The 12,654-nt window shown below is 30.8% G+C and carries 14 protein-coding genes and 1 other annotated feature; all 14 genes read right to left on the bottom strand.

The genetic code is table 11. From position 1 onward, the window contains the following. Nucleotides 1-2 precede the first annotated feature (2 nt). Nucleotides 3-326 (bottom strand): ribosomal-processing cysteine protease Prp, encoded by a 324-nt coding sequence (locus GQF29_RS15305; RefSeq protein WP_008789954.1) that lies wholly within the window; start codon nucleotides 324-326, stop codon nucleotides 3-5. After that, the gene (gene rplU / locus GQF29_RS15300) at nucleotides 326-682 is read right to left on the bottom strand and encodes a 50S ribosomal protein L21 (protein ID WP_008789955.1); all 357 of its coding nucleotides are present in this window, start codon (nucleotides 680-682) and stop codon (nucleotides 326-328) included. The genes GQF29_RS15305 and rplU overlap by 1 nt, the downstream gene beginning before the upstream one ends. A gap of 19 nt (nucleotides 683-701) precedes the next feature. Next, nucleotides 702-770, bottom strand: a sequence feature (ribosomal protein L21 leader region). Nucleotides 771-935: 165 nt separating this feature from the next. Continuing rightward, nucleotides 936-1,841, bottom strand: a complete 906-nt coding sequence (xerA, locus tag GQF29_RS15295) for a site-specific tyrosine recombinase/integron integrase (protein ID WP_008789956.1) — start codon at nucleotides 1,839-1,841, stop codon at nucleotides 936-938. Then, complete coding sequence (gene trmFO / locus GQF29_RS15290) at nucleotides 1,828-3,126, bottom strand: methylenetetrahydrofolate--tRNA-(uracil(54)-C(5))-methyltransferase (FADH(2)-oxidizing) TrmFO (protein WP_008789957.1); 1,299 nt, start codon at nucleotides 3,124-3,126, stop codon at nucleotides 1,828-1,830. Before trmFO ends, xerA begins: the two co-directional genes overlap by 14 nt. 44 nt (nucleotides 3,127-3,170) lie before the next feature. Continuing rightward, complete coding sequence (gene topA, locus GQF29_RS15285; RefSeq protein ID WP_008789958.1) at nucleotides 3,171-5,246, bottom strand: type I DNA topoisomerase; 2,076 nt, start codon at nucleotides 5,244-5,246, stop codon at nucleotides 3,171-3,173. A gap of 48 nt (nucleotides 5,247-5,294) precedes the next feature. Continuing rightward, nucleotides 5,295-6,059, bottom strand: coding sequence for a DNA-processing protein DprA (gene dprA / locus GQF29_RS15280; protein ID WP_008789959.1), 765 nt, complete (start codon nucleotides 6,057-6,059; stop codon nucleotides 5,295-5,297). 108 nt (nucleotides 6,060-6,167) lie between these two features. Then, complete coding sequence (locus GQF29_RS15275; RefSeq protein ID WP_008789960.1) at nucleotides 6,168-6,800, bottom strand: ribonuclease HII; 633 nt, start codon at nucleotides 6,798-6,800, stop codon at nucleotides 6,168-6,170. Then, nucleotides 6,785-7,687, bottom strand: a complete 903-nt coding sequence (gene ylqF, locus GQF29_RS15270) for a ribosome biogenesis GTPase YlqF (RefSeq protein WP_008789961.1) — start codon at nucleotides 7,685-7,687, stop codon at nucleotides 6,785-6,787. Before ylqF ends, GQF29_RS15275 begins: the two co-directional genes overlap by 16 nt. Nucleotides 7,688-7,748: 61 nt before the next feature. Beyond that, entirely contained in the window at nucleotides 7,749-9,335 is a 1,587-nt protein-coding gene (locus tag GQF29_RS15265; RefSeq protein ID WP_008789962.1) for a recombinase family protein, read from the bottom strand. Beyond that, nucleotides 9,289-11,001 carry a recombinase family protein gene (locus GQF29_RS15260; RefSeq protein WP_008789963.1) on the bottom strand — a complete coding sequence of 571 codons (1,713 nt, stop codon included), beginning with the start codon at nucleotides 10,999-11,001 and terminating at the stop codon, nucleotides 9,289-9,291. Before GQF29_RS15260 ends, GQF29_RS15265 begins: the two co-directional genes overlap by 47 nt. An 88-nt stretch (nucleotides 11,002-11,089) precedes the next feature. Then, the gene (locus GQF29_RS15255; protein WP_008789964.1) at nucleotides 11,090-11,365 is read right to left on the bottom strand and encodes a DUF6870 family protein; all 276 of its coding nucleotides are present in this window, start codon (nucleotides 11,363-11,365) and stop codon (nucleotides 11,090-11,092) included. Between the two features lie 60 nt (nucleotides 11,366-11,425). Further along, nucleotides 11,426-11,617: a hypothetical protein gene (locus GQF29_RS15250; protein WP_008789965.1), complete on the bottom strand. Its 192-nt coding sequence runs from the start codon at nucleotides 11,615-11,617 to the stop codon at nucleotides 11,426-11,428. Continuing rightward, nucleotides 11,601-11,993 carry a type II toxin-antitoxin system PemK/MazF family toxin gene (locus GQF29_RS15245; protein WP_008789966.1) on the bottom strand — a complete coding sequence of 131 codons (393 nt, stop codon included), beginning with the start codon at nucleotides 11,991-11,993 and terminating at the stop codon, nucleotides 11,601-11,603. The genes GQF29_RS15250 and GQF29_RS15245 overlap by 17 nt, the downstream gene beginning before the upstream one ends. Continuing rightward, a complete protein-coding gene (locus GQF29_RS15240) occupies nucleotides 11,986-12,189 on the bottom strand; it encodes a hypothetical protein (RefSeq protein ID WP_008789967.1) in 204 nt (67 codons plus the stop codon). The genes GQF29_RS15245 and GQF29_RS15240 overlap by 8 nt, the downstream gene beginning before the upstream one ends. Nucleotides 12,190-12,654 lie beyond the last annotated feature (465 nt).

Genomic DNA, 12,654 nt, shown 5'->3' with positions numbered 1-12,654 from the left:
GTTTATACCTCCATCTTCGTGATTTTCATGTATTTTGCATAAGATTCCTCTATTGTCTCAAGGATTGTCACAAATGTCTCTAGTACCACTTGTATATCTTTTTGACTTTTCAGAACCTCAATATGAACATAACCTTTTTGAATATCAAGATTTCCTAATTGATCTTTAAGGAAATGATTCTTAACTAATGCATTTGCAATTCCAACACAAGCCGTACTTACTCCTGCACAAACCAAATCTTTTCCATGTTCTGCACTATTGGCATGACCAGAAACCTCAATATCTAAGATTTGTTGATTTTTTTCTTTGATAACGACCTGTATCATTACTCTGCAGTAGCTTCTTCAGTTTTCTTAGCAGCAGCTTTTCTAGCAGTTTTTTTAATATCTTCAATAACTAATTTTGTATAAGGTTGTCTATGCCCTTGTTTCTTATGATAATGTTTTTTAGGATTATATTTGAAAATAACAACTTTCTTTTCTTTACCTTGTTTTTCAACTTTAGCTGTAACAGTCGCACCTTTAATATAAGGATTACCGATTTTAGCAGTCTTATCACCAATGAATAAAACTTTATCTAATACAACTTGTTCTCCTTCAGCAACATCTAATTTTTCTACAAAAATAGTATCTCCAACTTCAACTTTTAATTGTTTTCCACCAGTTTCAATAATTGCGTACATGATGTACCTCCTTCTTTATAAATGATCTCAGACTCGCCAACCAAGGCAGCTTTGCTTTAACACCTTTTATGTGCGGTTGTAGCTAGAGGTCTACAACATTAGTATATTAGCATTTTCCGTTCTATTCGTCAACATTTTTCTAAATATTTTGTATTGTTTGCCATTTATGCAAGATTTCAACTTTTAGTTCACTTCTTACATATTGACTCTTGTAACCATCTGAAGACACCTTTAATCTAAGCAAATTCAGGATTTATTTATTCCTTGGATGAGCATGATCATAAACTTCTTTTAAATGCTGATTTGTGACATGTGTATAAATCTGGGTTGTTGACAAATTAGAATGTCCCAATAATTCCTGCACAACTCGAATATCCACTCCTTGTTCAAGCAGATGAGTTGCAAAAGAATGTCTGAATGTATGTGGATGAACTTTTTTTGTAGCATCATACCTTTGTGTTACACGATTAACAATATCCTCGATTCCTCGATTTGTCATTTTCGCACCATTCTTATTAACAAAAACAAATTGATGTTCTAGATGTTTCACCGCCATCAATTCAGGACGGTCCTCTTCAATATAAGTTTTTAACCAATCAGCAGCATAATCATGAAATGGTACATAACGGTCTTTGTTCCCTTTTCCATGAATCAATAACAGCTGTCTTTCAAAATCAATCTGTGACAATGTTAATTCAACAACTTCAGAACAACGCAATCCAGATGCATACATAAGTTCCAGCAATGCCTTGTTGCGTCTACCAAGTAAAGTCTGAGTATCTATACTGTCTAATAAATCCATCATCTCATCAATATATAAAAAATCAGGATTTCTGAGTGGTTGTTTCAATGAATCAATTAAAAGAAATGGATTGTCATCGATATATCCCTGAGTTTGTAAATAACGATAGAGTCCTCTTAAACTACTCATCTTATGATTGATTGTCTTTGGAGATAGGTTTTCACTATGCAGCTGTGCCAGATACCCTCTTAAGAAAGGATATCTAACATCTTTAAAATCACAAATATTTTCTTTATTGAGATAAACAATAAAATGTTCAATTTCTCTTTTATATCCATCAATTGTTAATGATGAATAATTCTTTTGGTATTTAAGAACATCCAGATATTCCTGAACGTATTTATCAAATTGATTCATCTTTTAAGAATTCCTTCATTTTCTTAATAGCACGTGTTGCATAGGCATCTTTACGTTCTTTCTTCTTAACACGTATTGCCAAATCAGGCAATATACCAAAATTAGCTTTCATGGGCTGAAAATTCGTTTCATCACCATGTGTAATATAATAAGCAAGAGAGCCCATAACCGTTTCCCTTGGGAACACTAATAACTCCTGATTATGTAAGTAGCGAACCATATTCATACCAGCTACCATACCGCTTTGGGCAGATTCCACATAACCTTCAACGCCAGTCATTTGTCCAGCAAAAAATAAATCTTCTCGCTCAATAAATTGATAGGTCGGCTTTAAATAACGTGGTGAACAAATAAAACAATTTCTATGCATAACTCCATAACGAACAATTTTCGCATTTTCCAATCCTGGAATCATATGAATAATTCGATCTTGCTCTGGCCATTTTAAGTGGGTTTGAAACCCCACTATATTATAAAGCGTTCCAACAGCATTGTCTTGTCTCAACTGTACAACAGCATGTGATCTTTTCCCACCATCTTTTTCTAATCCGACCGGCTTCATTGGACCAAAAAGCAATGTCTGTTTTCCACGTCTTGCCATTTCTTCAAAAGGCATACAACCTTCAAAAAACTTTTCTTCATAATCTTTTGGTTTCACAACCTCCGCATTCATCAATGCATCATAAAAAAGATCAAATTGTTCTTCTGTCATTGGACAATTAATATACTCAGCATCACCCTTATCATATCTTGATTTATAATAGGCAATCTCAAAATTAATACTTTCTTTTGTCACAATCGGTGCAGCAGCATCATAAAAATAAAAATAATCCTCATTCAATAAATCTTGAATACTTCTTGATAAAGGTTCACTTGTTAATGGTCCCGATGCAATAATAGTCGGTCCCAAAGGAATACTGTGAACTTCTTCATGAATCACTTCAACCAGTGGATGTGTTGATATGTATTCTGTAACAGCCTTTGAAAAACCAATACGATCAACTGCTAAAGACCCTCCTGCAGGAACTCTATGTTCTTCTGCAAATTTCATAATGATGCTTTCATTCATCCGCATTTCTTCTTTTAAAACACCAACAGCATTCCCTAACCCATCAGCACGTAATGAGTTTGAGCAAACAAGTTCAGCAAAATACTCACTCTCATGTGCGTCAGTCATTTTGACTGGACGCATTTCATACAAACGTACAGGAATACCCTGTTTAATCAATTGATGCACTGCTTCAACTCCAGCCAAACCAGCTCCTATGACATTTACTTTTTCCATTTCATTAGCCCTCTTTCCAATGAAAAAGTCCCTTGTGGGACTTTTTACTTAATGATTGTTTTGCATTTAGGATAAGCAGAACATGCCTTGAATTCGCCAAAACGTCCTCTCTTAATGACAACTGGACTTCCACAATTTGGACAAACTTCATCTGTCACTTGTGGTTCTGCTTTCTTTTTCTCATTTTTAATGTATTTACATTCAGGATAATTAGAACATGCTTCAAACTGCCCAAAACGCCCCTTCTTATAAATCATCTTACTTCCACATTTTGGACAATCTTCACCAGTATATTGAATATCTTCTGGTTCCTTTTTCACATACTTACAAGTCGGATAATTAGAACACGCTACAAAATCTCCATACTTTCCTTTTCTAATGACCAGATCTCCTCCACATTCAGGACATGTTTCACCAGTTTTTTCAGGTTGAATTTGTTCCATATTTTCATAAGCATTTTCTAACAAAGGTTCAAACTTATCTTCAAAAGTCGTTAAAGCATGCACATAGTCATCTTCACCTTCTGCAATTTCATCCAGTTCTTTTTCCATTTGAGCAGTATACTCAACATTAATAATACTTTCAAAGAATTGAACCAGCTTTTCATTCGTAAGAAGTCCCGAATCAGTTGGTTTAAACGCTTTATCAACAGTATCCACATATCGTCTCGTTACAATAGTATCAATAATACTTGCATAAGTACTTGGACGACCAATCCCTAATTCCTCTAATTCTTTAATCAATTTTGCTTCAGTGTAACGAGCTGGCGGTTTTGTAAAGTGTTGTGACTTTTGAATATCTTTACTCAGTAATTTTTCTTCAACTGTCACTACTGGTAATATTTCATCACTTTGTTTCTCATATGCTCCATACACTCTTAAATACCCATCAAACTGAATAACTGATCCACTAGCCTTAAACTCATATCCATTATTATCTAATGACAAAGTTGTTGAATTCAATTTTGCTGGAGCCATTAACGAAGCAACTGCACGCGCATAAATAAGTGCATATAATTTATATTCTTCTGGCTTTAAATACTCCTTAAGACTCTCAGGTGTACGCATAACACTGGTTGGACGAATTCCCTCATGAGCATCTTGAACATTCTCAGTTTTTTTAGAAACCTTTACACTACCAACGTAATCTTTTCCGTATTTCTCTTCAATATATGGTTTCGCTTCTCCAATAAAAGCATCCGACAAACGAATAGAGTCAGTTCTCATGTACGTAATCAAACCTACTGTCTCTTCTCCAATATCAATTCCCTCATATAATTTTTGAGCAATCATCATTGTACGTTTGGCTTTAAAATTCAACTTAGAAGATGCTTCCTGTTGAAGTGTAGATGTAATAAACGGTGGCTTTGAACTACGCTTCTTCTGTGTTTTCTTAACATCTGAAACAATGAATTGCTTATCTAAAGATTCAAATACACGCTGAGTATCTTCAGCATTTTTTAATTCAATCTTTTTATTTTGATACTTAGCAAGTTCGGCTTCAAAAGCAATATCATCTTTCTCAAAGCTTGCTTTGACTCTCCAATATTCCTCTGGAATAAAATCTTCAATCTCTTTTTCTCTTTCGCAAATCAAACGTAAAGCCACTGATTGAACACGTCCAGCTGATTTTGATTTGATCTTCTTTTGTAATAACTTAGATAACTTAAATCCAATAATTCTATCTAAAACACGTCTTGTCTCCTGAGATTTTACAAGATTTTGATCAATCTGACGAGGATTATTTAAAGCAGCAACAACTGCATCATGAGTCACCTCGTTGAAAACAACACGATTTGTTAAGTTTGTATCTAATCCTAATTCATCTGCTAAATGCCAAGAAATAGCCTCTCCCTCACGGTCAGGATCGGTTGCCAGATAAACATAATCCGCTTCTTTCACACATTTCTTTAAATCTTTTACGACATCTTTCTTATCTTTATTAATAACATAATTTGGTTTAAAGTTATCTTCTATATCTATACCTAAGCCACCTTTACCAGTTGTTGCTAAGTCTCTAATATGCCCCTTTGATGAAGTCACCACATAATCAGAACCTAGATATTTTTCAATTGTTTTTGATTTTGATGGTGATTCCACAATCACTAAATTCTTACCCATAGCTTACCTCCTACGTTTTTTCTATTATTAGTTTTTTTTTCCATTTTGTCAACCCAAATCTTCATCTTCAATGATATCAAGAACATTTGTAACCATTTTTGCCCCTTGTTTAATCAATTCATTACAACCATTATAATCATCATAACGGCCTGGTATACAATAAACTTCTTTACCTTGTTCCAAAGCATAGCCAGCAGTAATCATAGTTCCACTTTTTTGACGTGCTTGTGTTACCAAAAGACTGTTTGATAGTCCTGATATAATTCGATTACGAAATGGGAACAGCTTACGTTTTGGTGCTGTCATAAAAGGATATTCACTCATTATCAAATGATGCAACTTTAATTCATCATAGAGTATCCGATTTTCTCTTGGATAGCAATACTCTATTCCTGTCCCCAAAACAGCAATCGTTTTACCATTCTTATTGATAGTACTTTGATGTGCAATTGTATCCACACCCCGTGCCATACCACTAACAATAATATAATCCTGTTCAATCAACTGTTTAACAAAATCCTGAGTAGCACGTTTACCATAATCATCCACTTCACGCATTCCAACAACACCAATACATTTTTCTTTCACTAAGGATAAATCTCCATAATAATACAAGACAAATGGTGGACAATTAATTAACTTTAATTGTTCAGGATAGTCATGACTAAAGAGTGTTGTATATTGAGATTTCAACTTTTTCTTCAATTCACATCGCAATTTTTCATCCACCTGTTCTTTACGCATCAAAGCATTATATATGCTTTGAAAATCACCTTCATACTTTAACGAAAAATACAATACTAATTCTTCCATAATAACCCTCCTACTTCTATATTCATCTTTTTTATGCCATTTTTCTTTTTTTATTTTAAAAAAGTTTTATTTTTTTAAAAAAGATGACTTTCAAGCAAGAGAAAACACTTAAACCTCAAGTTCAAGTGCTAATTGTTCATTCAATATATCAATAACAGGTTGAAAAGAACGACGATGTATTGGCGTCACGCCATACATTTTTAGTAATTCCTTATGTTGTTTTGTAGGATATCCCTTATGTTGAGCAAAACCATATTCAGGATATTGCAAATCATATTTTTTCATAATTCTATCCCTTGTCACTTTTGCCAATATACTGGCAGCACCAATACTCATAGAAAGACTATCACCCTTAATAATTGCATTATGGGCAATTTCATCACCTAATGGCATTGCATCAGACAAAGCAAAATCAGGTTGAATAGCGATATGATGAATGGCATCTATCATACCTTTTTTACTAGCCTGATAAACGTTCAAGCGATCAACATCTTCAACATCAATAATTTCTATCTGATAAGCCAATGCATCACGGATAATTAAGTCATATAAAGATTCTCTCTTTTTTTCAGACAATTGCTTAGAATCATTAATAGCTTCATGATAATATCCTTTTTCAAAAATAACACCTGCAACAACCAACGGACCAGCCATTGGTCCTCGACCAGCTTCATCTAAACCAATAATGTAAGATTTTCCTAATGCATAAGCAGCTTTTTCATACCTTAATCTTTCACACATGTATAGTCCTCCCATGTGACCTTCCCAATACTGCCATCATAAATTTCACTAAAAACCAGTTGAATAACACGATCATAATCTGTTTCTCCACGCAATAACTTGATCTTGCGTTTTTGAGCAATATGATCAAATGCTTTTAGTAACCAATCCGAATCATCTAAATCAATTTCTAGACCATACCTCTCTTTTAATAGATCAGGATAATATTTTGTCAAATATGTCATGACATATACAAACAAATCATCTAAAGGAAGAATATCTTGTTTAATAGAGCCTAAAAGAGCAATATTTCTAGCAATATGTTCATCCTCAAACTTAGGCCATAATACACCTGGTGTATCAAACAATTCAAAATCTTTAGCAACTCGTATAATCTGTTGTGCCTTTGTCACTCCAGGTTTATTCCCTGTTACAGTCGCCTTACGATTAGCCAATTTATTAATAAAAGTAGATTTACCAACATTAGGTATTCCTAAAACCATAGCACGGATTGCTCTTGGTTTGATGCCTCTAGCTTTTTCTTTATCCATTTTAGGTTTCAAAACCTTGCGACATTTCTCAATAATCTTTTGGTATTCATTAAAGTTCTTTAAATTTACGCTCATAGCCTGATAACCAATAGATTCGTAGTAATGAACCCATTGTTTCGTTTTTTCATCATCAGACATATCCTTCTTAGTTAAAACAATCAATCTTGGTTTTTGATTAATAATATCATTTAACATTGGATTTTTTGATGAGTAAGGAGCCCTTGAATCAACCAATTCAATCACAATGTCAATAACCTTCATACGTTCACTTATTTCTCTTCGTGCCTTTGCCATATGGCCAGGAAACCAGTTGATACCACTTTTATTAACCCCCCCTTGGTTTTCTAAATTGTTCATATAAATCTACTCCTTTCGCACTAAAATTTTTTATAATAAAATCAAGCGTTTTTCTTATATATTATATCACATTATTTTGTTTTTTCAGATACCTTTCTGCCAATTTATATTGATCACTATATCTAAAAATTATATCTACACCTTTTTCATTATCAACAAATATATTCTTAATAAAACTATCTACGGTGTTTCTATCAACTGATTCTATCATTCCTGTTTTTTTAAATTTATTTAACCATTCAAAATCATAAGAGTTTATTTTATTGATTTTCAGATTTTCTTTTTCTATATTTAGTTTATTTATTTCATATAGATATTTTTGTTTAAAATCATCATAATCTTCCTCTGAAACAAAATCACATTTATAATCTTTTAATAGCTCATTTAATAATGATTTATATTTTTCTAATTCTTTATCTATCTCGACTATTCTAATTTTTTTTATTTCAGCATTATACTCTGCCCTTGATAATGAAATAGTATCATCAATTTTTTCTTTTATATTACAAACCAATTCTATATGTTGATTTAAAGTACTTAAAATAATTTCGTCCAATTCCTTTTCTTGTATATAATGTTTATTGCATTGCTTGGTTTTGATATAAGTGCTGCAATAATAAAAAACTTTTTCTTTTTTGTTTTTTATTTTTGTAAGTCTATATAAATTTGCACCACATTCAGAACATCTCAAAAAACCAGTATATTTATAAAATTTACCCTCTTTATTAACTCTAACATTTCGATTATATAGAATATCCTGTACTTGATTAAAAATTTCTTCATCAATAATTGCATTATGTCTTTCTTTTGAAATGACCCATTCATCTTCTGGAACTCTTACAATATTATGTGTTTTATGACTTATTCTAGTTCTCTTGCACTGAACAAGTGAACCTATATATGTTTGATTTTGCAATATAGCATCTAACATTTTTGTATTCCATTTCTTTGATATTTTACCAACCTCTATACTATATTTTTCTTTTAAATAAATACTTGGTGTTAAAATATTATTATTAGTTAAATCTTCTATTATTTCCTGTTTGCTTTTTCCCTTTAATACTAGATTAAATATTTTTTTTATGATAATTGCAGCGTCTTTATCAACAATAAGTTTATGAACATCTTCTGGGTCTTTCAAATAACCGAAAGGAGCAATTTTGCCTATAAAGTTTCCAGACTTTTTACTTGCTTTAAGTGATGAACGCATCTTTTTTGAAGAATCCTTAGAATAACTTTCATTCATAAGATTTTTAAATGGTATTTCTAATGAATCCATTACATTAGGTTCTAAATAGGAATCTACTTTATCATTTATTGAAATAAATCTTAATCCATACTGTGGTACTATTTCGTCAATAAAATTTCCTACCTCAATATAATTTCTCCCTAATCTTGATAAATATTTTACTATGACACCATTTATTTTTTTCTTTCTTATATCATTAAGCATTTTTTTATATCTGGGTCTATCAAAATCTGTACCAGTATAACCATCGTCAACGTAATCTTTATATATCATTATATCATCCTTGTCAACTAGGTAGTCATCTATAAGTTTCTTTTGGTTTACAACACTATTTGATTCTTCTTCTATTTTTTCATCGAACAAACGCCTGCGATATATTCCTAATATCCACTTTTTCATTTTCCTTTGCTTCCTCCTCTAAATAATTTACTAAACTTTGATATTCATCTTGATACTTGAATTTAATATCCAAAGTTCCATCTTTTCTAACGAAAATAACATCTATAAGTTCATTTAAAACTTCTTTCGTTAGTCTTTTAATCTTCCTATTTCTTTTATAATGACCTATCCAATAATCATTCTTTCTAATTTTTTTGATATTTTCTTTATAAGTAAATGTATATAATTCTATATCTTCATTTAATTTAGTAATTTTATTTTCAATTTCTTCGGATAATTTAATAAATTCTCTTTTTTCTATTTTATTAAATTTCCATTCTTCATAATATTTCCTTTTATCTTCTTTTAAATTCGATATTTTAAGTTCTGCAATTTTCACTTTATTCTTATATTCATTTTCAATAGAGCCCTGATTATTTTTAAAATAGAGTTTAGATAAACTTTTTTCCAACTCTATTACTAATTTAACTTGTAATTGAATAGATTCTAAAACAGCATTTTCTAAATCACTTGTTTTTATTTTATGAGGCGAACAAGACTTACTTACCTGTAAATAAGTCATACAAAAGTAATTAGAAATTTGGGTTTTCCCTCTTAAATCCTCTTGCTTAGTCATTGCTCTACCACAATCAGAACATTTAAGTATTCCATTAAATATCGAATAATTTGTTGGTGCTTTATGTTTTTTATTTTTATCATTTTGTTTTATTAACTTCTGTACCTTATTAAAATCTTCCTTAGATATAATTGCTTCGTGAGTGTTTTGAGAACGAATATATTCATCTTCATCTTTTGAAATGATTTTTTTACTTCCAAAAGTTGCTCTTGTTGTTTTTAATTGAACTAAATTACCAATATATGATTCATTATGGAGCATTCTACCAATCGTAGATGTACTCCATAGATAATTCGACTTTATTTCAAATGGGTCTAGTGTTAATTTTCTTTTCTTTCTTCTTTGAATTTCTTTTCTACATAAAATCCCACTATCATTAAGATATTTACAAATCGTTGGTCGTCCACTTCCAGATAATGCCATATCAAATATCTTTTTCACAATATCAACTTCATCAGGATCTATTACTAAATGATGTTTATTCTCCGAGTCTAACATATATCCATAAGGTGTTGTTCCTGCAACAAATTCACCGTTTTTCGCCATTACTTTATAAGCACTTGCAACTTTTTTAGATATATCTCTTGAATAGTTCTCATTCATAAGATTTTTTACAGGTACTATCAAACTACTTATTGAATCTGGATCTAAATAAGAATCTACATTATCATTTACGGAAATAATGCGTATGTCATAAACAGGAAATACTTCTTCAATATATTTTCCAACTTCTCTATGATTTCTCCCTAATCTTGATAAATCTTTTACTATAATACCATTTATTTTTCCATTAACCACATCTTGCAACATTCTTTTAAAATCCGGTCTTTCAAAATTAGTACCGGTATAGCCATCATCAATATAGTAATCTTCAATCTCAATGTTAGCCTTATTTTCCAGAAACGATTCAATCAACGCTTTTTGATTTTTAATTGTATAAGATTCACTATTTTCTCCATCATCAAATGATCTTCTCCCATATACACCAATATGCCATCTTCTATTTTCATCGTTTTTTCGACTTAGTTTTTTATTGCCACGACCTGACATTTCCACCTCCTCCTTCCAAATTACAAACAAATCATAATTCAAATTTTATTTTTTTACGAAGGTAGAAATTTTAATTTTGTAAACTTGACTATCTATATAGATTTTTAAGTACATTCGTCAAGCAATCATTGGCGGTTTTGTTTGTATCAGAAAATCTTATTCTTACTAATTTTCCATTAACTTTAAAAATATAAGGGTTTTTTACCTTATTTAAAAAATCAAGTATTCTTTCTCCACTTTGTTTTCTTTTATCAATTTTTATATCAGTTATTTCATCTACTTCATCTTGATTAACTTCATCTAAGGATATTTTTCTACATCTTTCTAACTTTTCTGCCAATTTTTCAATTTCTTTATTGTTCATTTTTAATCTTCCTCTCCTTTAATATGGAATTTTTCTATTCCTACATATGAGTTTATAAACTCATATCTTCTTACACAATAGTTGAAAGTTATCTTTTGATACAAAAGGAAATAAGTCACATTTCATTAAAACATCTATAACCATATTTTTTGCCTCTTTTTTGTTTTTTGCACTTACTTCTACATATTCCATTTTTTTATTACTACTAATACTTACAATATATTTTTTTCTTTTATTAAAATTTTTTAACATCTTTTCCCTCTCTTTCTATTCTTCTAATATCTATTTCAAAAACATTTATTAAAGCCTTATCTATCTTTTGTATTTGAGGCTCTGTTAGTTTACCTAAATAGGCAAATATTCTTATTTTATCAATTACTCTAACCTGCTCTAATAAAATTAAAGAATTATACCTTAAAAAATCATTGTTATGAATTAAAATATGTGTTGGTAATTTTTCTTTTTTTATTATCTTTGTTAATGGAGCAACTATAACAGTCGGACTATATTTATTGCCACAATCATTTTGAAGAACCACCACTGGTCTTTCTCCTTTTTGCTCACTTCCAATAGCAGGATTTAGTGTCGCATAATAAATATCTCCTTTTTTTATATCAGATTTAATCATCTTTCTTTTCAACTTTATATATAATGTGTGGTGGTCTATCATTAAATAGATTTAATATATTTAACTTCTTATCTTTTAAATAATCTGTTAAAACACGATTAACATCTTCTTGTGCCTTTTGCATACTTGTTTGTGAATGATCCATAGTTGTTTCAAATATCAATTTAACTTTTACTTTATAATTTTTTCTTTTCATTAAAATTTCCTCCTTAATATGTAAAAAAGCCAAAGTACATATAAATACCTTGACTTTCATAATATTTATTTCTTTTATTTTTTTAGTTTTAACTGATATTTGTCTTAATACCCTCAGTACGGGATTTCATCAAACTATTGACTTGCTAAATCAATATCACAGGAATTTCACCTCCCCGAGGATCTCTCCGGGCTGCACCCATTGCTTGAGTCTGTGGCTATGCAGGAGTATCTTTAATACTGTTAGATGTAATCGCAAATTAGGTGCTACCTAATTTTATAACCAAGTATAAACCGACAAGCGTACTTGTTAAAGTGCTGAATCTAACAGGAAAGTATCTGATGAATGTGTATCAAATTTTCAAAGAACACATCCTGCTCCACTAAATTAAAAGGAACAGGTGGAAAAGGATTAACGGCTCTATAATTTAACTGGAGGAATTAAATAAATCTTTCAGTTTTATTT

This window comes from Coprobacillus cateniformis, assembly GCF_009767585.1.
Taxonomy (GTDB): Bacteria; Bacillota_I; Bacilli_A; order Erysipelotrichales; family Coprobacillaceae; genus Coprobacillus; species Coprobacillus cateniformis.
Note: the sequence above shows the minus strand (reverse complement) of the source record. Positions and strands in the feature narration are given on the sequence as shown.

Excerpts from the sequence above, each read along its gene's own strand:
- dprA (WP_008789959.1), bottom strand. The coding sequence starts at position 6,059 with ATGGAAGAATTAGTATTGTATTTTTCGTTAAAGTATGAAGGTGATTTT.
- GQF29_RS15260 (WP_008789963.1), bottom strand. The coding sequence starts at position 11,001 with ATGTCAGGTCGTGGCAATAAAAAACTAAGTCGAAAAAACGATGAAAAT.
- GQF29_RS15250 (WP_008789965.1), bottom strand. The coding sequence starts at position 11,617 with ATGTTAAAAAATTTTAATAAAAGAAAAAAATATATTGTAAGTATTAGT.
- trmFO (WP_008789957.1), bottom strand. The coding sequence starts at position 3,126 with ATGGAAAAAGTAAATGTCATAGGAGCTGGTTTGGCTGGAGTTGAAGCA.
- ylqF (WP_008789961.1), bottom strand. The coding sequence starts at position 7,687 with ATGAACAATTTAGAAAACCAAGGGGGGGTTAATAAAAGTGGTATCAAC.
- GQF29_RS15240 (WP_008789967.1), bottom strand. The coding sequence starts at position 12,189 with ATGAAAAGAAAAAATTATAAAGTAAAAGTTAAATTGATATTTGAAACA.
- GQF29_RS15265 (WP_008789962.1), bottom strand. The coding sequence starts at position 9,335 with ATGAAAAAGTGGATATTAGGAATATATCGCAGGCGTTTGTTCGATGAA.
- topA (WP_008789958.1), bottom strand. The coding sequence starts at position 5,246 with ATGGGTAAGAATTTAGTGATTGTGGAATCACCATCAAAATCAAAAACA.
- GQF29_RS15245 (WP_008789966.1), bottom strand. The coding sequence starts at position 11,993 with ATGATTAAATCTGATATAAAAAAAGGAGATATTTATTATGCGACACTA.
- rplU (WP_008789955.1), bottom strand. The coding sequence starts at position 682 with ATGTACGCAATTATTGAAACTGGTGGAAAACAATTAAAAGTTGAAGTT.
- GQF29_RS15305 (WP_008789954.1), bottom strand. The coding sequence starts at position 326 with ATGATACAGGTCGTTATCAAAGAAAAAAATCAACAAATCTTAGATATT.
- GQF29_RS15275 (WP_008789960.1), bottom strand. The coding sequence starts at position 6,800 with ATGTGTGAAAGATTAAGGTATGAAAAAGCTGCTTATGCATTAGGAAAA.
- xerA (WP_008789956.1), bottom strand. The coding sequence starts at position 1,841 with ATGAATCAATTTGATAAATACGTTCAGGAATATCTGGATGTTCTTAAA.
- GQF29_RS15255 (WP_008789964.1), bottom strand. The coding sequence starts at position 11,365 with ATGAACAATAAAGAAATTGAAAAATTGGCAGAAAAGTTAGAAAGATGT.